General features: G+C 44.8%; 23 protein-coding genes. 16 read left to right on the top strand and 7 right to left on the bottom strand.

The annotated features are described in order from the left end of the window. The first annotated feature begins 2 nt into the window (after positions 1 to 2). The 5 genes from rpiA to ELS82_RS10715 all read left to right on the top strand — a co-directional run bounded on the left by rpiA (position 3) and on the right by ELS82_RS10715 (position 6,031). Positions 3 to 707 carry a ribose-5-phosphate isomerase RpiA gene (rpiA, locus tag ELS82_RS10735; RefSeq protein ID WP_134835479.1) on the top strand — a complete coding sequence of 235 codons (705 nt, stop codon included), beginning with the start codon at positions 3 to 5 and terminating at the stop codon, positions 705 to 707. 59 nt (positions 708 to 766) lie between these two features. Next, positions 767 to 2,173: a Sapep family Mn(2+)-dependent dipeptidase gene (locus tag ELS82_RS10730; protein WP_134835478.1), complete on the top strand. Its 1,407-nt coding sequence runs from the start codon at positions 767 to 769 to the stop codon at positions 2,171 to 2,173. 3 nt (positions 2,174 to 2,176) lie between these two features. Next, positions 2,177 to 3,763 carry a PTS transporter subunit EIIC gene (locus ELS82_RS10725; RefSeq protein WP_134835477.1) on the top strand — a complete coding sequence of 529 codons (1,587 nt, stop codon included), beginning with the start codon at positions 2,177 to 2,179 and terminating at the stop codon, positions 3,761 to 3,763. Between the two features lie 101 nt (positions 3,764 to 3,864). Then, positions 3,865 to 5,283 (top strand): alginate export family protein, encoded by a 1,419-nt coding sequence (locus tag ELS82_RS10720; protein ID WP_134835476.1) that lies wholly within the window; start codon positions 3,865 to 3,867, stop codon positions 5,281 to 5,283. A gap of 391 nt (positions 5,284 to 5,674) precedes the next feature. Further along, positions 5,675 to 6,031, top strand: coding sequence for a YibL family ribosome-associated protein (locus ELS82_RS10715; RefSeq protein WP_134835475.1), 357 nt, complete (start codon positions 5,675 to 5,677; stop codon positions 6,029 to 6,031). 111 nt (positions 6,032 to 6,142) lie between these two features. Here the strand turns inward: ELS82_RS10715 and ELS82_RS10710 are convergent, their stop codons facing one another. Then, complete coding sequence (locus ELS82_RS10710) at positions 6,143 to 6,973, bottom strand: LysR family transcriptional regulator (protein WP_134835474.1); 831 nt, start codon at positions 6,971 to 6,973, stop codon at positions 6,143 to 6,145. A gap of 126 nt (positions 6,974 to 7,099) precedes the next feature. On the opposite strand from ELS82_RS10710, the gene ELS82_RS10705 reads away from it, so the two are divergent. After that, entirely contained in the window at positions 7,100 to 7,747 is a 648-nt protein-coding gene (locus tag ELS82_RS10705; protein WP_134835473.1) for a glutathione S-transferase family protein, read from the top strand. Between the two features lie 103 nt (positions 7,748 to 7,850). Here ELS82_RS10705 and ELS82_RS10700 read toward each other — a convergent pair whose 3' ends face one another. From ELS82_RS10700 to ELS82_RS10685, 4 genes are all read right to left on the bottom strand, one after another. After that, the gene (locus ELS82_RS10700) at positions 7,851 to 9,014 is read right to left on the bottom strand and encodes an amino acid permease (protein WP_134835555.1); all 1,164 of its coding nucleotides are present in this window, start codon (positions 9,012 to 9,014) and stop codon (positions 7,851 to 7,853) included. Positions 9,015 to 9,278: 264 nt separating this feature from the next. Continuing rightward, positions 9,279 to 9,548: a DksA/TraR family C4-type zinc finger protein gene (locus ELS82_RS10695; RefSeq protein ID WP_134835472.1), complete on the bottom strand. Its 270-nt coding sequence runs from the start codon at positions 9,546 to 9,548 to the stop codon at positions 9,279 to 9,281. A gap of 158 nt (positions 9,549 to 9,706) precedes the next feature. Further along, the gene (locus tag ELS82_RS10690) at positions 9,707 to 10,822 is read right to left on the bottom strand and encodes a permease (protein WP_134835471.1); all 1,116 of its coding nucleotides are present in this window, start codon (positions 10,820 to 10,822) and stop codon (positions 9,707 to 9,709) included. A 219-nt stretch (positions 10,823 to 11,041) separates the two neighbouring features. Beyond that, entirely contained in the window at positions 11,042 to 11,365 is a 324-nt protein-coding gene (locus ELS82_RS10685) for a hypothetical protein (protein ID WP_134835470.1), read from the bottom strand. Between the two features lie 145 nt (positions 11,366 to 11,510). Here ELS82_RS10685 and ELS82_RS10680 point away from each other — a divergent pair, with 145 nt between their 5' ends. The 5 genes from ELS82_RS10680 to ELS82_RS10660 all read left to right on the top strand — a co-directional run bounded on the left by ELS82_RS10680 (position 11,511) and on the right by ELS82_RS10660 (position 13,892). After that, positions 11,511 to 11,831 carry a helix-turn-helix transcriptional regulator gene (locus ELS82_RS10680; protein ID WP_134835469.1) on the top strand — a complete coding sequence of 107 codons (321 nt, stop codon included), beginning with the start codon at positions 11,511 to 11,513 and terminating at the stop codon, positions 11,829 to 11,831. Positions 11,832 to 11,949: 118 nt separating this feature from the next. Beyond that, on the top strand, positions 11,950 to 12,243 hold the full coding sequence (locus ELS82_RS10675; protein WP_004411272.1) for an ArsR/SmtB family transcription factor: 294 nt from the start codon (positions 11,950 to 11,952) through the stop codon (positions 12,241 to 12,243). Beyond that, positions 12,230 to 12,802 (top strand): RNA polymerase sigma factor SigZ, encoded by a 573-nt coding sequence (sigZ, locus tag ELS82_RS10670; RefSeq protein WP_134835468.1) that lies wholly within the window; start codon positions 12,230 to 12,232, stop codon positions 12,800 to 12,802. Before ELS82_RS10675 ends, sigZ begins: the two co-directional genes overlap by 14 nt. Positions 12,803 to 12,978: 176 nt before the next feature. Continuing rightward, the gene (locus ELS82_RS10665; RefSeq protein ID WP_134835467.1) at positions 12,979 to 13,365 is read left to right on the top strand and encodes an MAPEG family protein; all 387 of its coding nucleotides are present in this window, start codon (positions 12,979 to 12,981) and stop codon (positions 13,363 to 13,365) included. Continuing rightward, positions 13,365 to 13,892, top strand: a complete 528-nt coding sequence (locus ELS82_RS10660) for a DNA mismatch repair protein (RefSeq protein ID WP_134835466.1) — start codon at positions 13,365 to 13,367, stop codon at positions 13,890 to 13,892. Before ELS82_RS10665 ends, ELS82_RS10660 begins: the two co-directional genes overlap by 1 nt. 41 nt (positions 13,893 to 13,933) lie before the next feature. Here ELS82_RS10660 and ELS82_RS10655 read toward each other — a convergent pair whose 3' ends face one another. After that, positions 13,934 to 14,956 carry an acyltransferase gene (locus ELS82_RS10655; RefSeq protein ID WP_134835465.1) on the bottom strand — a complete coding sequence of 341 codons (1,023 nt, stop codon included), beginning with the start codon at positions 14,954 to 14,956 and terminating at the stop codon, positions 13,934 to 13,936. Between the two features lie 236 nt (positions 14,957 to 15,192). Between ELS82_RS10655 and ELS82_RS10650 the strand changes: the two genes are divergently transcribed. The 4 genes from ELS82_RS10650 to ELS82_RS10635 all read left to right on the top strand — a co-directional run bounded on the left by ELS82_RS10650 (position 15,193) and on the right by ELS82_RS10635 (position 19,214). Beyond that, a complete protein-coding gene (locus ELS82_RS10650; protein WP_134835464.1) occupies positions 15,193 to 15,783 on the top strand; it encodes a TetR/AcrR family transcriptional regulator in 591 nt (196 codons plus the stop codon). A gap of 103 nt (positions 15,784 to 15,886) precedes the next feature. Then, positions 15,887 to 16,738, top strand: a complete 852-nt coding sequence (locus tag ELS82_RS10645) for an alpha/beta fold hydrolase (protein ID WP_134835463.1) — start codon at positions 15,887 to 15,889, stop codon at positions 16,736 to 16,738. 159 nt (positions 16,739 to 16,897) lie between these two features. After that, positions 16,898 to 18,286 carry an SLC13 family permease gene (locus ELS82_RS10640; RefSeq protein ID WP_134835462.1) on the top strand — a complete coding sequence of 463 codons (1,389 nt, stop codon included), beginning with the start codon at positions 16,898 to 16,900 and terminating at the stop codon, positions 18,284 to 18,286. 181 nt (positions 18,287 to 18,467) lie between these two features. After that, positions 18,468 to 19,214 carry a phosphatase gene (locus ELS82_RS10635; protein ID WP_134835461.1) on the top strand — a complete coding sequence of 249 codons (747 nt, stop codon included), beginning with the start codon at positions 18,468 to 18,470 and terminating at the stop codon, positions 19,212 to 19,214. 59 nt (positions 19,215 to 19,273) lie between these two features. Here ELS82_RS10635 and ELS82_RS10630 read toward each other — a convergent pair whose 3' ends face one another. After that, a complete protein-coding gene (locus tag ELS82_RS10630; protein ID WP_134835460.1) occupies positions 19,274 to 19,879 on the bottom strand; it encodes a LysE family translocator in 606 nt (201 codons plus the stop codon). Between the two features lie 122 nt (positions 19,880 to 20,001). On the opposite strand from ELS82_RS10630, the gene ELS82_RS10625 reads away from it, so the two are divergent. Next, positions 20,002 to 20,484: an Lrp/AsnC family transcriptional regulator gene (locus tag ELS82_RS10625; RefSeq protein ID WP_134835459.1), complete on the top strand. Its 483-nt coding sequence runs from the start codon at positions 20,002 to 20,004 to the stop codon at positions 20,482 to 20,484. Positions 20,485 to 20,682: the final 198 nt, after the last annotated feature.

The raw sequence follows: 20,682 nt of genomic DNA, 5'->3' as shown, positions 1-20,682 counted from the left end.
TCATGGGCATGGCAAAGCGATTTATCGAAATGGATAGCTCAGACTGCCTGCGTACTAAGGCTGCGAAAGCGGCCTTAGACCAAGTGCTGAGCGTACTAACGCCTTCGTCTGTAATTGGTATTGGTACTGGCGCGACGGTAGAGATATTTATTCAATTGCTTAAACAGAGCGGCGCAGAGTTTTCTCACTGCGTGTCGAGTTCTGAGCGTTCTAGCCAAGCACTTCAACAAGCCGGTTTAAGTGAGCTACCTATCTCTTCTTGCGAGCGCGTTGATGTCTATGTTGATGGTATCGATGAAGGGCTAAGCAGCGGCGAAACCATCAAAGGTGGCGGGGCAGCGTTAGCGCGTGAAAAGGTTCTAGCGACCATGGCGATGAGCTTTATCACTATCGCAGACAGTGGCCGTTTGAAACTGGCTTTAGGGGCTTTCCCACTGCCAATCGAAGTCCTTCCTGCTGCTGAACTGGCGGTAACTCGTGCACTACAAAGCTTGGGTGGAACACCCGTCAAACGTGAAAACTGTGTGACGGATAACGGCAATATCATTCTTGACTGTTCAGGGCTGGATTTAAGTGAACCGTTAGTGCTTGAAACGGCGTTAAACAGCATTCCTGGCGTGGTTGAAAACGGCATTTTTGCCCGTCGCAAAGCGGACTATATGGCGTTTGCTGATGACGGTGGTGTGCACTGGTTAGCACGAAACTGAGACTTAGATAACAACTCTACTTATATCTCTATCAACAACAAATGAATTAGGTTTAAAAGATGACGGAACGCAATTTTTCCACACAAATGTTAGGGTATTTTGATGGCTGTACTGATGAATTACTCAACGACTTATCTGGATTAATTGCCATTCCGTCAGTTCGTGATTTAAGTACTAAATCAGACAACGCACCGTTTGGTCAAGGTATCAGAAACGCTTTTGATTACTTGATTGACTGGGCAAAGCGTGAAGGATTTGAAGTACGTGATCACCAAGGCTATGCGTTGGATATTAGCTACGGTGAAGGTGAAGAAGAAATTGGTATTCTGCACCATGTTGATGTTGTGCCAGCAGGTGATGAAGCAAGTTGGATTACCCACCCATTTGAACTTCATCAGCAAGGAGACCTAGTATTCGGTCGCGGCGTAACGGATAACAAAGGGCCTCTTATGGCTTCGCTATACATCCTCAAGATGTTTAAGCAGCTCAACATACCAATGACACGCAAAATTCGCGTGATTATTGGTGGCGCTGAAGAGACAACTTGGGAATGTGTAGAGCATTATTTCCGCCATCAGCCCCAACCGGCTTTTGGTTTTTCTCCCGATGGCGACTTCCCAATCGTCAATGGAGAAAAAGGTATCTTGTATGCCGAGTTGCAAAAAGAATCCCAACCTTTACGTGACTTAGGAATGTGCCAGATTCATCGAATTGAAAGTGAGCGAGACCGAACTTCAACGTGTCACCACCTTTCAGTTTGGTTTTCAGGCCAACAGGCAGCAAGTGTGGCGCAGCGCTTTGATGGCGTTGCCGACGTAACTCAGCAGAAGGAGTTGTACCACGTTGTATTGACAACGCCGTGGGAGAAATCTCGCAACCCGCATCGCGTCCAAAATTGTATGGACAAGTTTATGGCTGTGATGCGCCATGTTGAAGGGTTAGATGCGAACTCAAAAAGCTTAATCGAGTTGTTAGAGTCATGCTTTGCAGACTCAATCGATGGAGCAAAATTAGGGCTAGCACATATGGACGATGAGATGGGAGGCACCAGTTGCTGCGTCTCTTCAATCAACCTTGATGAACATGGATATAACTTGGATTTTGATTTTCGGTTTCCTAAAGGACTGACCATCGAAGAGACTCGTACCCGACTCCAACACTTATCCCAAAAGTATGGAGTGAGTTTCACCGAGCAGCAGTACTTACCTCTATCTTACCTCTCACCCGAAAGTGACCTTATCCAAGCGATGGGAAAAGCGTATTCCGAAGTTACGGGAATGGAAGCTCAATGTTTTAGCAAAGGTGCAGCATCGTATGCACGGGCGCTAAACAACGGTGTGGCATTCGGACCTACTTTTCCAGGTGATGTGACGAAAGTGCATGAGCCTAACGAACAGCTCAGCCTCGAGTCATTGAGAAAAGCAATAACAATATACGTGAAAGTTCTCATATCACTTCAGGAGTAAATTATGAGAGATAAGGTTCAAGCACTTGCTGGCGGCATGATGGTATCTATCATCGTGTTAGTAATTGCAGGTATTTACATTGGTATTGGTGCAGGCGTTGTAAACCAAATGTCTGCTCAAGACTCTGTTATCTATGCATTCTTCAAACTGATGTTGGATCTCGGTTTGATGGTGATGCGTAACCTACCACCATTCTTTGCCATTGGTTTGGCGTTCGCGCTTTCTAAATCAGAGAAAGGGTGGGCGGCGTTCACTGGCTTCACTATGTTTATGTGTTTCAACGTTGCGATTGGCTCTATTGCCTCATTCAACGGCTGGACACCAGAAACAACCAGCGTGGACTACCTAGTAAACACATTAGGTTACGACAAAGTTGACGCACAAAACTTCAATTCACTATGGGGTGAAAACCTAGGCGTATTCTCATACAACATGGGTATTTTCAGCGGTATCATCGTGGGTTGTTTGACGGCATGGCTACATAACCGTTTCTACAAATTTGAAATGCCATCAATGTTGAGTTTCTTCTCTGGTCCTCGCGCTGTCGTGATCTTCTCTTACATGGCGATCATGCCTGTAGGTTTAGTTGCTTACCACGCATGGCCTCCTATTGCGGGTGGTCTACAGTCAATTACGACTTTGATCACTAGCTCGGGCATCTTTGGTTCATTCCTATTCGGTGTGTTTGATAAAGGTCTACTGCCATTTGGTCTTCATCACCTGATTGCTTTCCCTATCGAGTACACTCGTGTTGGTGGCGTAATGGAAATTGATGGCGTGATTTACGAAGGTGTTCGTAACATCATGAACGGTCAAATGAGCTCACCTGATGCAACGGGCTACATCACCCACAACTTCACTAGTGGTCGTATTCCAATTCAGATCGGTGGCCTAACCGGTGCTGCGTATGCAATGTACGTAACAGCGAAAACTGAAAACCGTAAGAAAGTGGCTGCGCTAATGGTTCCTGCTGTGTTTACTGCAGCGGTTATCGGTATCACAGAGCCTCTAGAGTACACCTTCTTATTTGTTCAGCCATTCCTGTTCTTTGCTGTGCACGTACCGCTAAATGGTCTTGCGTATGTGATTACTGAAATGATGGGCGTGTCTATCCACGGTAACCAGTTACTGTTCATGGTGCCAAACCTGCTACAACCTGAGAAGGTACACGCATGGGCACTGCTATGGATCATTCCACTTTACTTCGTAATTTACTTCTACACCTTTAAGTTCTTCATCTTGAAGTTCGACTCGAAAACTCCGGGTCGTGAGGATGCAGAAGAGGGTGACATTGCGTTGTACAGCAAAGACGATTTCAAGAAAAAGCAGAAACAAAACACCGCTGGTCTACCTGTAGAGATCATCAAGGCGCTCGGCGGCGCGGATAACATTGATAACGTATCTAACTGTGCCACTCGTCTACGCGTCTCTCTGCATGATGACACGCTGACCGCCAGTGACGACTTCTGGAAGAAAGAGCTAAACGCGATCGGCGTGGTGCGTATGCCTAAGGGTATCCAAGTCATCTATGGTGCAAACGTGATCACTATTGCTTCGGGTATCAAAGAAGCCCTAGGCGTGGACTCGTAACACCTCCCCACAAATAAAAAATTACCAATAACAACAAACTCCTCCTGTGGCCAAAAGGTCACAGGCAGGATTCCTTGTGCCCAAAATATGGAAATACAATAATGAAAACCATAACTAAATGTACATTAAGCTTGCTGGCGTTATCGATTTCTGGTGTATTGCACGCAAGTGATACGGCGGCTTCAACTTGGTCTGAGCGCAACCCAATCGTGTTCTGGGGCGACCGCGCTAACGAAGATTGGAGCTATGTCGATAATCTTGATGAGAGCCAGAAAAGCTTCTCTGAAAAGCTAAAACGCCTTGATATTACCGATGATGGCGACTGGAAGGTTTCTTTCGCTGGTAACGTAAAAGTGGCGCTCGATAACCGCTGGAATCATATGTATGACCCAGATATTCGCAAGCATAATGAACTGCGCTCACGCCTACAGTTTTCTACCGATGTGACTTACCAAGATTGGATGCGCGTATTTGGTGAAATTCGTACCAACTACACCAACCTAGACGCGCCAGGTCCAGTGGATGATGCGGGTACGGATTTTCACCAACTTTTCGCTGAATTCAAGCTATTAGATGACGGCGAGCAATTTTTAACTACCCGCCTTGGCCGCCAAGAGATCTATCTAAATGAATGGCAAATGATGAACCGTGAACCAACTCCAGTGCAATCGAGCTGGAACGCGGTCAGCGCTAAATACAGCGTCAGCGGGATCAACTTTGACGCTTACTACGGCGAAGAAGTCTTCCCATTGTTTGACGATGGCAGCTTTAGCGGTAACTGGGACGACAAAACCAACGGCAAAAATTCGACAGGTCTATTTGCTAACTGGCGCACCGACTTTGGCGCGATGCAAGCTTATGTGATGAGTAATCAGCTGACCAACTCTAGCTTTGTAAACGCTCCTGACGGTGATGTCGATATTCAAGTGCTTGGTCTTCATGCTCATGACTTTGTCAGTGAAGGCTTTGGTTACATGGTCGATGGTGTTTACCAGTTTGGTGATCATGCGGGTAAAGACATTTCAGCTTACATGGCTTATGCCGACTTTAACTATAACTGGAAAGCGGATTGGAACTACCGCGTGGGTATGAACCTGCACTACGCATCGGGCTCAGATGCGGACAGTGACAAGGTGAATACCTTCAACTCATTATGGACTGGTGACCCACTCGGTTTTGCCCATGACGGAGCTTACGGTAACGCCATGCAAGTCGGTGGTTACTCTGTGATTGAGTACTCGCCTAAGCAGACCATCATTACTGGTTTCATGTCCACCTGGCGTGCCAATACCGATGATGCAATCTACACCCTTAACCAAGATGTACTGTTTGGTGAAGATTCCGATGAGAAATACGCTTACACCCAGTTCTACCTACAGTTCCATAACTACATTACTGGCAACCTAAAAACAGAAGTGAACACTTATTATGCGCTATCTAGTGATTACACTGATGACGTTGTCGGCCCTGATAGCAAAGATATTGCGCGTGTAGAGTTGGTGCTGATTTACAACTTCTAAATTGTCTGTCCTATTTGATTATGAGAGTCGTGTGACTCAGAAATAATCCTCTGTCTTTTCGCCCAGCCTAATGGTTGGGCGTTTTTTTGTTTTCTATAGTCTAAGATTTCTACTGATTCACGAAAGTATTGAAATTTAATCGTTTGTTAACATGTGTTTACTTTGTTTTGACATGCGATAAGCCCATTCGCTTAACTTAGATAGTGAATGTCGACAGTGAAAGAGTTGCGATATTTACTCCTTTTCCTTTGCCCAACCTTATTTAGGTTGGGTATTTTTTTATACATTGAAAATGGAGTACATTTTTCACTCAAATGAGGATTATAATTAGGGCAGTGAATCGCCTTGTGCTACACTCGCCGCCCTTTTCTGTTTCAACGAGATAATGACCATGAGCCTTAAGAAAGAACTACAAAACCTGAATAACCGTATCGATAACTGCAATCGCAAACTTGATGCTGCAAAAGGCCGTGGTGATGGCGAAATGATCAAGAAGTTTACTGATGAGCTAGACAAGCTAAACAAAAAAGTAAGCTCAATGAAGCACAAGCAACAATACGACATGAACAAAGAGCGTAAAAGCCTGCAAGACATGCCATTTTCTCGTGAAATCACTAAAGCAGAACAGGCTGATATGGGCAAACTGAAAAAATCAGTACGCGGCCTAGTGGTTGTTCACCCAATGACAAAACTGGGTAAAGAGCTAAAACTTCAAGTGATGACAGGTTACGCACCGAAAAAATTCTAATTGTTGGTTAGTACCAATAAACAAAAAGCGCCGATTGGCGCTTTTTTTGATCTGAAACTTCAATAAGCCTTGTTTTAATAAGCGCTATTTTAATAAGTCCTGCTTTCTTCGCTAGCGATCGAGATTGAGTAACTGCGCCAAACACCTTTTGTCTAATATCGGGTGAGGCTCAATACTGGTGATTAAAACAATATCAACGGCGGGAAGCACAGGCATGTCATCGAGCACTTTCAAATCTTGGCTCACACTCATACCACCCAATGCTCCGATCGCCATTTTAGAACGCACGATAGAGCGCAGCGCGGAAGCGGTGTTACAACAAGCCAACAGTTGATGTGAGGTCCCTTGCTTGGTTAGGCTGTCAATCGCGGCTGCGTGATATTGGCAATCACTTTGAAATAACGCAAGAGGGATGGATTTGTATTGTTCGAGTTCGAACTCTGGGTGACTGATCCAAACCCCTTTATCACTGGCGAGAAAATATCCTTCTTCGCTGCCAGCGGCGCGAGTAACAATCGCAGCATCTAACTGACCGTTATCGAGCTTTTCTCTTAGGCTTGGACTTGGCTCACTAAAAACCTGAATAGAGCAAGTAGGCTCTGCCTGCTGTAACACGCGGATGACTTTGGGTAACACTCTCTCATTGTAATCTTCCGGGCAGCCTAAACGTAAAGGACGTTTATTTTCGTATCTCTTCACTTGTTTGAGCGCGTTATTGTGCAAGCTGACTAGCTGCTCTGCGTGTGAGCGCAGCGCGGTGCCGGCTTCACTCAACACAAGGTTTCTACCCTCTTTGACGAACAAACTGACATTGAGCTCATCTTCCAATTTACGCATTTGAGCGCTAAAAGCAGACTGAGTTCGATTAATCTGTTTGGCTGCTCGGGTAAAGCTGCCTGTTTCGATAAATGCCAGAAAGCTACGTAGAGCTTCGATATCCATATCTAATGTGATCCATCGTTTTTGTTGAAGTCTTCCATCAAAACTATCTGTTAGTCCTATAAAAAACAATCAGATATTGTTGCGTATATCTTAACCAGTTATTGCAAACACAGCATGGAGGCATCAATGCAACTCTTTATCGGTAACCAAAACTATTCAAGCTGGTCACTTCGAGCGTGGCTAATATTCTCTCACTATCAGCTAGATGTGGAGATAGTAAAGCTGGGATTAGGAACCAAGCAGTTCTACGATACCTTGGCGACTATCTCACCAACGGCTAAAGTTCCAACCCTGTTGGATAGTGGCGTCACTGTGTGGGATTCACTGGCGATCTTAGAGTACGTCAATGACCAATACCTCAACGGAAAAGCGTGGCCAAGTGACATCAAGCAACGCGCAAAAGCACGCGCAATTGCGGCTGAAATGCATTCTGGCTTTTTCGATTTACGAAATGAGCTTCCGATGAATATTCGCGCTCGCCGAACAATAGCACTCAGCTCAGGTGCCTTGAAAGACATTGCGCGTATTGACGCAATATGGTCGGAGCAAGCCTCTAAATACCCAAATGAGTGGCTGTTTGGAGAGTGGTCGATAGTCGATGCGATGTATGCGCCAGTTGCACTACGCTTTCAGACCTATGGGATTGAGCTATCTGCAGCGGCCAGCGCCTATCAGCAAAAAGTATTATCGAGTGAGTCTTTGCAGCAGTGGTTAGACGAAGCCGCTTTGGAGACAAGCATTGTTGAAGAAGATGAGGCCGGCACAGAAATATAGCGTTTATTGCTGTTAATGGAGCGTTGAACTGCCAATGAAAAAGCCGCCTTTTCGGGCGGCTTTTGCTATTTACTATCGGTGTATCTTGTTTCGTGCGTATGGGTTAACTCATAAACCAGGAGACAAAGATCAAGGCGCCAAACAAGAAAGTGACATTGAGTGCCAAAGTGCCACCGCCTGCAGTATAAGAGGTCTCTAAACACAGGTCAGGGAAATCTGGTCGACGTACCTTTTTCACCATCATTAGTGGCCCCCAAATCGCTAAGAACACTAATACCATTCCTGCGTAGTCGAGCATGCTGACAAACTGGTTTGAGAACAGACTTGCCAAAGCTAGTGGGAGGACAAACGTCAGCAAGTAAGCGGCTGGTTTATTTTTAGTAATCGCATCTTGGTTTTGGTCGTAAAGCGCCATAGAAACACCAAGGAAAGAGGTCACAAGCGCAAGAGCTGAGAATATTGCCACAATCGTCTTGATCATAGATTGCGATTCACTGAAGGCGTTAATCAGCTCTGAGATATTGTGGAAGCGGCTGATCGCGTCTGTGCCTAGGTTGCCGATAATGGCAAATAACCAAATTAGGTAACAGAACAGAGGGATCAGAGAGCCGAGCAAAATCATGTTTCTGATTTCTTTTTGGCTGGCTTCACGGTTGTAGTCAATCAAGGACGGGATCACCACCATAGACGCAAAACTGGTAAAGATAATCGCGCTGTATTTTACGATATCGTTGACCGAGTAATCTGAGTCTTGAGTGATGTAATCGAGATTAATGTTATTGAGCAGCGAGAAAATGACGATAAACAGCATCGCGACCATCATTAAGAATAAGCCACGGTTCAGGCGGTCAATGTGCCCTTTGCCCGCAACCACGATCACACCCATCAATAAGCTAAATAGGGTATAGCAGGTCGTGGTAGAGACCGAGATACCTACATCACTCAGCAGTTTGTTGAGGATGTCACCAATGCCAAGGATGTAAGCAATCGACATACAAACGAGCAGTAGGTAGAACAAGATATTAATGAAGTGCTGACCTGCTTTACCTAGGGTTAGATACGCCACACTGCTCATGCTGTTGCTTTGTTTCGTTTTACTGCAAGCTTCGGCGAGAAGAAGCGCAGAGAAAGTGGTGCCGATAAAGATAAACAGCATTAAAACGGAACTGACGATAAAACCAAATTGGGCCAATACCATGGGGATAGCAAGCATGCCTGCCCCAAGAGCGGTTCCTGCTAAAATCAAGGAACTGCCAAATAACTTCATATTCAAAAGAAAATACCTTACCTAAAAATAATTACAGCTTAAGTTGTAAAAAAATATTTCCACAAGCCTAACAAACTTGAGCTCAAAACGGAGTCAGTTTTTTCTAAGAATTATTGATTTTTTCTAAAATAATTTGCTGGCAATTGCTGAGTGAATGGTTTGTAAGGTTAGGTATTTTTGTGGTGAATGTTGGCTTGGCGGCGGATTGATACAATGAGTGTGCATATTCATATCAGGCGAAGTCGGACGACTTCGCCATCGTTGTTACCGTAATTGACTATCTTTACTGGCTCTACGGTTGTAGGAACTGAATGCTTTCTCGCGTGCATCTTGCTTCTCTTGGCACTCGATACAGTACTCAACACCTGGAAGGATCTTTCTTCTTGCTGCTGGGATCAGTTCGCCGCATTCTAAGCAGTATTCGCTGTCGTTATGTTCGTGGTGAAGGTGCGCACGAGCGCGGTTAATTGCATCAATAACAGTGGCATCGATTTGGTCTTGAACGCCACCATCTTTTGTAAATCCATTCGCCATAATGGTCTCCAAAGTGAATGAATGACTAGGAGAGCATTATCGATTATTAAGCCTGTGTTGATAATAATTAGAATCGTGAATTACTATTACTTAGATGTAATAAAAGCCCTTCGAGAAGGGCTTTGTCATTTGTGGGGTTAACCTAAGATCTTGTTGGATTAACCAAAGATAAAGGTGTATAGGAAGCCTGCACCGATTGCCATACCTAGGATGACGGTAAGGAAAGCTGCAATCATTTGGTTCTTAAAGATAGACTTGAGCAAAATCACCTCGGTTAGACTTGCCCCAGCGCTACCGATGATTAATGCCATCACAGAACCAAGCGCCATACCTTTTTGTACTAATGCAGCACTTAGTGGGATAACCGCTTCAGCGCGAATGTACAATGGAATACCGATGATGGCTGCAACTGGGATCGCGTACCACTTGCCTGCACCAGCATATTCTGCAATCAGTTCTGTTGGGATGAAGCCGTAAATAAATGAACCCATCGCAATACCTAGCATCAAGTATGGGAAAACTTGTTTGAAATCTTTCCATGTTGAATGCCAAATTCTTACCCAGCGGTTTGGCTCGCTCTTTTCTACGATAGTAGCGGTTGCCGCGCCGTCAGAACCGCAGCAGCTAACTTCAACTTTTGGCTCTTCTTTGCTACCACAGCATGAATCTGTGTTCGACGCGCTGGTTTTTGCCATTGCTGGAGCAGGTTCACCGCAGCTAGAAGTCCCACATGATGACTCTTTCTTTGGCGCTGGTTTAGTGTCGCCACAGCTGCTAGTACCACAACTTGACGCTTCTGCTGCTTGGTAAGCTTCTGGTTTTACATAACGTTCAAAGCCCAGCTTTTCTAATGTGTAACCCGCGACTACAGATACGGTCATCGCGACTAAGAAATAGAATAGCGCGACTTTCCAACCAAAGGTGATGACAAACAAACCTATGATAACGGGGTTAAGTAACGGGCTACCAAACAGGAATACCATCATCGGGCCGAATCCAGCTCTTGCACGCAGTAAACCTTTTAAGAAAGGAATGGTTGAGCATGAACAGAAAGGGGTGATTGCACCGAGTAGGGCAGCAACAACGTAACCTTTACCATTGCGTGAGCTTAGGATTGATTGGATCTTTTGCGGTGTTAGAAACTCTTGCAGAACCCCAACGATATAGCTGATCGCGAGAAATAAAATAATCAGTTCAGTGGCAAGAAAGGCAAACATATTGAGCGCCTCAGTTGCCATGGTGACTAACTCGTTGCTTGGGAAACCTGTGTTCATAATGTAACTCCAAATTCGCTAATGAATGAATCTGAGTTGTTCAAATTCATTTCTACTTTTCTCGAATTATAGAAATATAATCATGAAGATCAATATTTATTTCGACAATTGTCGAAATAAAATTCTAAGTGTTTGATTGTTAGGTTAATTACTTTTAAAAATAAGAGAGGAGGTTTAGCTCGTAAAAGAAAAAGCGTGCAACAAGCAAACTTTATAAGGCTATGCGAAAGTGGTGTGCTGTTCTAACCAAGCGTCAATGAGTTGAATATGAAAGTCGATACACGCCACCCCGCAGAAGGCGATGTCGCGCTCGGGCTCACTCATTTGACTCAGAATGGCTTCGATTTCACTTAAAGCAATCATATCTTCATGTAGCTTCAACTCTTTGTATGTCATCAAACGCTGCTGAACCGTGCGTAACGTCTGTTTGGTATCAACAGACAACGGCTCTTTAAGCTGCCACTGCTGGTCGCAGTGGATGGTGATGAGCTTTTGCAAATTGCGAGTTTGAACTTTGCAATTTGCGCTGAGTTGCGCAGGCATTCTGATCCTTAAGTAAACGTTTGGCTAGGTATAGGAGCTTGATTCTATTGGGCTACCCGTTAGGGGTAAATGTAGTGCGGAAAATATGGTCCAGTTATTGCTCGAAATAGGACAAATGAGTCCAGTTGTCTCAAGGAGGGAGCTCATGGATCCTATCATCACAGTGATCATGGAACGACGAAAGCAGGCAGGGCTATCACAAGAGAAGGTCGCCAAACTTGCCGGCATGAGTACTAAAACTTATCAAAGGATAGAAAGAGGAGAGTCAGATCTTAAACTGTCACAATATCGCTCGATTCTACGCTCATTGGGAATGACCCACCTTGATGTTGCCATGGATGAACTATCGATAAGAAAGATCGAATCAGACGATCTTGTGTCTGCCGTACGTTTGCTAGATAAAGAGTCCAAGCTATTGCTGATTCGATTTATCTTACAAGTGTCAAAGTCCTTTCAGAGCAGCTAGCTTTCTAACCATAGTGATTCTCAGCCGTTATTGACTCATTAAGTTTGGCCAGGATTCATTTGCAAAAGTGATATATTTCGATTATTTTGGAAATATATCATTTCTAATGGGGTTTCTTATGGAACTTGAAGTAGTCGCAAAAGCGCTCAAAGAGCTAGGGCATCCTACTCGTCTTTCGATCTACAAGTCGGTGGTTAAGGCGGGATATCAAGGTATTGCCGTAGGGAGCCTACAAGAAGCGCTAGGTATTCCTGGCTCGACGCTTTCTCACCATATTTCTAGTTTGGCATCGGCAGGGCTATTGAGTCAGCGCCGAGAAGGTCGCACACTATTTTGCGTGGCTGAGTATCAATGCCTCGAAGGCGTGATTGGTTTCCTACAAGATGAGTGTTGTGCTGATGAACGCTGTTAATTCCTCTCTTAATTTAGAGCAGGTCTGGGGGCAGTATCAGCAGGGACTCAAGAAATTCTTGCACTCTAAAGTCAGCAACCCTGATGATGTTGATGATTTACAACAAGAAATCCTCATTAAAACACACCAGAGCCTTCACACGATCAAAGATGCAGATAGTGTTAAGTCTTGGCTATTCCAACTGGCCAATCGCACTATTATCGATTTCTATCGCAAGCGTGCTCGCCAGCAACGCGATGGTGACATACAAGCCGAAGATTTATGGTTTGAACAGCAAGAAGACCTGATCGAGCAAGAGATGGCCAAATGTATTCAGCCATTTGTTGATGCTTTGCCACAAGATCAAGCGACCTTACTGTCTGAGGTGGACCTGAAAGGAACTAGTCAAAAGCAACTGGCTGAGAAAGTCGGACTAAGCTACTCGACGCTGAAGTCTCGGGTTCAAAAAGGCCGCGTCGAGCTAAGAAAACTGTTTGAAGAGTGCTGTACTTTGCAATTAGACCAAAACGGCAGTGTTATTGATTGTGAAGTCAAACCTGATGGTTGTGGTAAATGCTGAAAACAGTCTAGAAGATGTCATCTGATCGTCGTCTTTTAAAAAGTCCACTTCTCTTACAGGGGAAGTAAAACAGCCTCGCAAAATAGTGGGGCTTTTTTATGCCTAAAATTTGGTAACCGTGAAAGTTTATCTACACTGATAGAGTCATATATTTATGACTTATAAGGAGAAACTTCATGGTAACAGCGCTATACGCGGCAATTTTGGCAGCTCTGATGATTTGGCTGTCGATTCAAGTGATCAAGCAACGTAGAAAAGCACAGGTGAAATATGCCGATGGCGGTGTCGATGCATTAACCATCGCACGAAGTGCCCATAGCAATGCGGTCGATTATGTGCCGATAACCCTGATATTGATGGCGCTGCTTGAACATAATGGCGCACAGTTCTGGATGATTCACTTATCTGGTATTGCGTTTGTAGTAGGGCGAGTTTTACATGCGAAAGGGATCTTAGCTGACAGACTGAAAGGGCGAGTCTCAGGCATGAAATTAACCTTTGCAGTGATGGCGGCACTGGTTGTGCTCAACATTGTCTACTTACCCTTTGATAGGCTCTGGTGATGAAATTCGCTGCTCCTCCGGCATGGTCACTGGTATTAACAGGACTGATACTCAATGTATTGGCACTGCTGATGTCGAGTATCGTATTGGATCGTTTAAGCGGTGATATTGCCGCATTGTCGGAGCAAAAGGACGACAATATCTATTCGATTCAATTGGCGTGGAACAGCGTAGAAACCTTAGAGCGCAAGCGTGAAATGGTGTTACTTCATCTTAGCCAAAGTGGTGGCAGGCCTATCACAGGTAAGATAGGTGAAATGTTACAAGGTCAGCTAAGTGACTGGGTCAGCGAACCTGTGCCGACAATAGGTCCAGCTACACTGCCTGATGTGATGATGCTGATCAATCAGACTCAGCAGAGTTATCGCAACCAAATCGATGAACATTACCTAAACAATATTTCCCTCAGTGAGAAGATGGTCACTCTGAACGAAAAGATTGCTTGGTTTAAGAATATTGGATTGTTTCTGCAGGTATTTGGCTTATCGTTAATTTTGGCGCGGGACTTAGCTCGAAGACCAGAATAAAGAAAAAGCGATGGTTATTAGCCATCGCTTTTTTGTTGGGCTTACCTAAACAGCCAACGGTAGAGTGGCGTTTTCTCAAGGAGTTTAACCAGTAGGAATGTGCCGATGATAGCGCCAGCGAGCACTGTCATGTCCTTGGCAAATCCAGTGATTTGATAGATGCCAGTGACATTCATCATCACGATAATGATAGGTAAATGGGCGACGTACAAAGGTAAGACGTACTTAGACTGACGAGCTAGCCAACTGCCTTGTCCTAGTGTTGGTTTTGCTAGCAGCCACATAAAACAGCCCGTGCCCCATAGTACAGTACCAAACAAGAAATCGTTGGCATTGAAAGGTTGCTCGTGTTGATTGAGCAGCAAAGCTTCGGTGAAATGCATTGCGAAGCCAAGCAGGGCCAACGTCAATGCTTGTTTCGTCGTTGCTTGAATGTTTTGCTGGCGAATCGTAAAGCCAATCGCAAACAGTAGCGTACTGAAGAATGGACCGTTACGAGTAAATATCGGTGCCCAGAATTCTGTTAAACCTTGGTAACTGCCGGCTAAAACGCCGTAGACGTAAAGCGAAAAGGCAAGCGGGATCAATAGGTCAAGTTTGCCTAGCTTGGCGAGAAGCGCGGTAATTGCGGCAGCGCACATCAAAGCGGGGATAAACCATAAATGAACCAAGCCGCCTTCAAACAAAGTGTTGAGCGGCATTTGCATCAAGTAACCCCAATAGCCTTGACGTTCGGCAAGGTAGCCAGATTCAGCCACTGTGCCTAAATTAAACGGCATGGCTAAGCAGATTATGCTCCAGACGATGAAAACACGAAACAGAGGTGAGATATAACGTTTGAGTGTTTCAATAGGCGCATCAACAAGCTTAGGTTGAATCAAATAACCTGAAATGAGGAAGAACAAGGGTACAGCGAAGCGGGTGGATTGATTAAAAATATACCCAACCCAAGGAACCTCGTTGAATTGCCAATAGCTGAGGAACATCTGGCAGTGCATTGCAATGATCGCCAGTATTGCGACAACTCGGCCGAGCTCAATGCTCGCAATTTTCTTACTTTCCATAACGACAAATAAAATAAATAAAAGTAGGGGAGGTATAACAGCTTTTACTTTCCGCTTTGCCACTAAAAATCAACTTCTTAGTCAGTAAAGATGGCATTTTTCTCAGTTTGAGAGGCACGTCATACAGCAACAATATTTACATTTATACCCTCGACAAATCGCTCTTGGATAAAAGCAATGATTGCAAAAAAGTACGAGTGTGCTAAAAATAGTTATGTTACCAATGAGAGAGCTGTATGAGTAAAGGCAAAGTCACCCGAGAAAACATCTTGAACAAGGCATTCGAGTTAGCCAGTGTTAATGGGTTAGAAAGCCTAACGATTGGTGAATTAGCCAAGCAGTGTGAGATGTCTAAAAGTGGTTTGTTTGCGCACTTTAACTCTAAGGACAACTTACAAATCTCGGTGTTGGAGCATGCTAATCAGATTTTTACTGAGCGAGTGATAGCGCCTGCGAGGTTGAATACTTCAATTTCAATTGAGCAGAAGCTGACGACGTTGCTCGATAACTGGCTAGGTTGGAACCACTCTTTTCAAGGCAGCTGTATGTTCCTTGATGCTTGGAAAGAAACGGGCGCAGAAACGCCGCCAACGCAAGTGGTACTGAAAAAAACCATTGAGACTTGGATTGGTTATTTGACCATTCAAGTGGCAAAAGGGGTAGAGAACGGTGAATTTCGCGCTGACCTCGATCCGAAACAGGCTATCTTCGAATTATACGGCCTGTATTTAAGTGCTCACCTGTTTTACTCCATTCATGGTGAGCAAGCGAGTTATGAGCATTTCTGGCAAGGTGTGAAGCGTCAGATAGCCAGTTGGAAACAATAGAATTTTACTAAGCCAAGCTTGAGTTTGGCTTATTATTTAAATAAAAATAGCACGGTCGTTCGATTTTGTAGTGAGAGCAGATCGAGCCCAAAAGGATAGAACCATGAGTGAGAAGATTTACTTTAATACTTCGCAAAAATTCAGTGTAAAGAAGAGCTTAATTAACTTAACGACTCGACTGCACCACACTATTGCACCAAAGCATGCAGAAAAGACGGCACGCAAACTGTTACTGACTCCGGCTCGGACCAAGCCAAAGAATGCTGAGCCGACAGGTTTGGTCAAAGGAGAGGTTCAATCCAAAGAAGGCACGCTTAAAACCTACGCGCTTGGCTCAGGGCCTGTATGGGTACTGGCCCACGGTTGGTCAGGCAGTGCGAGTCAGTTCTATCCATTGATGCAGCATATCGCTAGCAAAGGCTTTACAGCGCTTGCGTATGATCACCCTGGGCACGGGCAAAGTGGTGGCGTCTATGGCCATATCCCAGCATTTGTGCATGGCTTAGAAGCGATTCTAGACAGCGTCGATGAAGTAGCTGGTTTGGTCGCTCACAGCATGGGTTCTGCGTCATCGATTGAATGTCATCACCAGAAGCTGAGTGGTAAGCCTTTCCTATTGATAGCGCCAGTATTGGATTATCTTGAGAACTTGTTTGGTAGTGTTGCTCGCTCTGGGTATTCGATGAAGCTGTTCAATGCGGTTGTTTCTGAGATTGAAGAGCAGTATCGCTACCCAATCCAATCGGTTGATCCATACAATAAACTCAAACTTCGCACTGCAGCGACTATTATTGTTCATGATGAAGGCGATAAGTTTGCCAAGTTCTCCGTGTCTGAACGTGCGGCGAGTGAAATGGACAAAGTGAAGCTCGTAGCAACTCACGGCCAAGGGCATGGGCGAGTAATGAAGTGCTCGGAAGTCATGCAAAGTTTCGATGAATTGATTGGAAATTAATCGAAATGACAAAGGGAACTTATCTTGATTATTCATTAGGTTAACATTTATAACCATGTTTATGATGTGGTTAACAAATTCGCAATGAAAAATATTTCTTTAGCGAGCTTGTGTGGGATCATTTGCTATGCCACTAGGCCCTCAATAGGAAATATAATAATGAATCGAAATGATAGTGTCCCTTTACCTAATAACACCCGAGAATGGTTCTTTAACCGCAACAGTATGATTATCCTTGCTGATATCGCCCTGTTTGCGGTTATGTACTTCACCCTACCTTTTGACCCTCAAGTTGTCTTGGGGATCTGTATGCTGACTTTTGTCGCTATCTTGTGGCTTACTGAAGCTCTGCACGTCACCGTGACGGCTATCCTAGTGCCAATCATGGCGGTGTTGTTTGGTGTCTTTGATACCCAAACCGCGCTCAATAACTTTGCTAACTCCATTATCTTCCTTTTCCTAGGCGGCTTTGCTCTGGCTGCTGCAATGCACAGACAGGGATTGGATAAAGTTATCGCTGACAAAGTCTTGGTTATCGCGAAAGGCAAGATGAGCGTAGCGGTGTTTATGCTATTTGGCGTCACTGCGGCGTTGTCGATGTGGATCAGTAATACGGCGACGACGGCAATGATGCTACCGCTGGTTTTGGGCGTGCTAAGCAAAGTGAACTCGGAAAGCGGTCACAAAACTTACGTGTTTGTGCTACTGGGTGTTGCTTACAGTGCCAGTATTGGTGGCATTGCAACGATCGTCGGCAGCCCACCTAACGCGATTGCGGCCGCTGAAGTAGGTTTAACCTTTACTGAGTGGATGAGCTTTGGCCTACCAACGGCAATTGTGCTACTCCCTATCGCGATATTAGTGCTGTTCTTTGTCTTGAAACCAAATTTGAGTGGACAATTTGAGCTTAACAATGAAGCGATTGAATGGGATAAAGGTAAAGTCGTCACCTTGGCGATTTTTGCTGCCACAGTCTGCCTTTGGATCTTCAGTAAGCCGATTAATGCGATGCTCGGCGGCTACGCTAAGTTTGATACCGTTGTCGCGCTCGGTGCGATCGTAGCTGTGAACTTTGCGCGAGTCGTGCATTGGAAAGATATTGAGAAAACCGCAGACTGGGGCGTATTACTCCTATTCGGCGGTGGTATCTGTTTAAGTAACGTGCTTAAAGCAACCGGAACCAGTGTATTTCTTGCCAACGCGTTGAGTGAAATGATTGCCCACCTTGGCATCTTCTTCATTATCGCCGTTATTGCTATCTTCGTGGTGTTCTTAACTGAGTTTGCCAGTAACACCGCCAGTGCCGCGCTACTTATCCCCGTATTTGCCAGCGTTGCAGAAGCCTTTGGTATGTCGCCAGTGATCTTATCGGTATTGATTGCTGTGGCCGCTTCTTGTGCCTTCATGCTACCAGTGGCAACACCACCAAATGCGATTGTATTTGGCTCGGGCCACATCAAACAAAGTGAGATGATGCGTGTCGGTATCATCTTGAACCTAGCGTGTATCGGTGCTTTAACGTTTATCGCCCTAACATTCTGGGCGTAGAATCTTAAATCGAACGAATCAAAGCCCTGCTCATTGAGTGGGGCTTTTTAGTTTAACTATGGTCAAAAAGGCTGAGTGTTTTTCACTCATTTCTACAAACATTCGTATCACTACAGATCTAACGCAGTAGATGGATTAAAATAGCTTACTCGAATTTATCTCATTGCATTTAGGAGGCACGATGGAAATCGTTGTCGATAGTCATACTCATACGATTGCCAGCGGGCATGCTTACAGCACCATAATTGAAAATGCACAAGCCTCCAAAGCGAAGGGGCTAAAGCTGCTTTGTACCACCGACCATGCTCCAGAAATGCCCGGTGCTCCCCACTACTGGTTTTTCAACAACCAAAGAGTTTTGCCGCGCTTTCTTCATGAAGTCGGCATTTTGCGCGGCTGCGAAGCGAATACGAAGAACATTGACGGAGAGCTCGATCTTCCTCCTTCATCTTACCAGCACCTAGATTGGGTGATCGCGAGTTTTCATGAGCCCGTTTTTCCACCCTCTACGGAAGCTGAGCACACGCAAGCGTTAATCAATGTGATTAAGAGTGGCAAGGTGGATGTGTTAGGTCACTTAGGTAACCCTAACTATCCATTCGATATTAAAGCCGTGATGGAGTGGGCGAGAGAATACAACGTCGCAATTGAAGTAAACAATACTTCTTTGACGGGAAAAAGCCGTAAAGGAAGCGATATTCATTGCTCGAAAATTGTGGAGATAGGTAAAGAGGTCGGGGTCTTTTTCACCACAGGCTCTGATGCCCACTTTTGTGAAGAGATTGCTCGCCTAGATTTAGCTAAAGCTTTGTTAGAGAAACACAATGTTGATGAAGAAAAAATCATTTCGACATCCACATCTAGGTTTTTGAATTTCTTGCTGCTACGCGGTAAAGAACGCATCGAAGAATTTGAAGAACTCTATTAATTGATTTCCTCATTAATGATCAAAGCCCTAGTGTGCAACGCCACTAGGGCTTTTATATTTTAAATCACGCTCGGTTGAGACAAGACAAATAAAGCCACTAGAGCGAGGCTGCCGCCAAAGCAACGATTGACGATAGCGAGTTTTTTCGGCGATTGGATAAGTTGGTTGAGCATAGTGCCGAAGTAGGCCCAAATCGCCATACCAATGACCCCAGTAATGACCATACCGCAGATTATGATGACTGCTTGCGGCAAATAGTTTTCATTAGGCGAGATAAATTGAGCGAAAACCGTCAGCGACGCGACCCAACTTTTAGGGTTTAGAATCTGAACCAGTACCCCTGAGGCAAAACCAGACTTCTTGACTGTGGTGTTGGTATCCAACGTAGAATTAGCGATACCCCATGCCATGTAGAGTAGGTAGGCTGCCCCTAACCATTTCATCACCGTGTAAAGCTCAGGATAAAGGCTAAACAGCCCCACTAAGCCCACACTTGCCCCGACTAACAAGATGATCACACCAACTGCGCAACCAAGCATAAATGGGATGGTGGCATTGAACCCGTAGCGGCTAGAAAGCCCAAGCAGGGCAATGTTTCCGGCACCAGGAACAATCGATATCGAAACGGCGAATAGCATAAAAGCCGTCATGATTTGAGCACTCATTAACTCTTCCTCAGATAGTTATTATTTTTGATGTGGGATCAGTCTATCGAATCGGCTAGGAATAAAATTGCTAAATGAGTTAAAGTTAAAACAACTTTGAGCAGAGTATTTCCAAATTAAATATGAAACAGAAAGAATCCACTAATAATGTGCTGGATGATACCGATTTAACCATTTTGCGACACATTCAGAATGACGGCCGCATCAGCAACAGTAAGCTGGCCGAAAAGGTTAACTTGAGCGAAACACCTTGCTGGCGCCGTTGGAAGAAAATGGAAGAAGAGGGCTACATTGAAGGTTACCAAGCCAAGCTCAATCGCAAGAAGATGGGTTATCAGGTGTCCGGTTTTACCTTAGTGACATTAGGCAGCCATGAGGTAGAAAATACTGACCCATTTGAAGACTTTGTTGCTGAAGCTGGCTGGATTTTAATGTGTCACTGCATTGCTGGTGGCGCAGATTACATAGTGCAGGTGGTTGCTAAAGATCTGGATGAATACTTCGAACGCATTAGTTCGATGAGACGAGTTAAAGGGGTTAGCTCGATTCAATCTAATGTATCGGTAAAAGAGATCAAAAGTACCTTTCAGTTGCCGTTGGAATGATGTTGTTTCCTTGATGGGGCTATAACTGACAGATTGTCCTAAATTGGTTTTGTCGGGTGGACGACACTTGTTACCAAGTGCCGACTCCCTAAGAACCGTACGTGCAACTTTCACTGCATACGGCTCAAGCCTCTACAAAGGCATCAAATGATACCCAGCAACTTATAAAGCAGTGAGAACTGGTTCAATCCAAGAGTT

The organism is Vibrio ouci, from assembly GCF_004551525.1.
Classification (GTDB): domain Bacteria; phylum Pseudomonadota; class Gammaproteobacteria; order Enterobacterales; family Vibrionaceae; genus Vibrio; species Vibrio ouci.
This window is presented reverse-complemented; position numbering and strand designations above follow the sequence as displayed.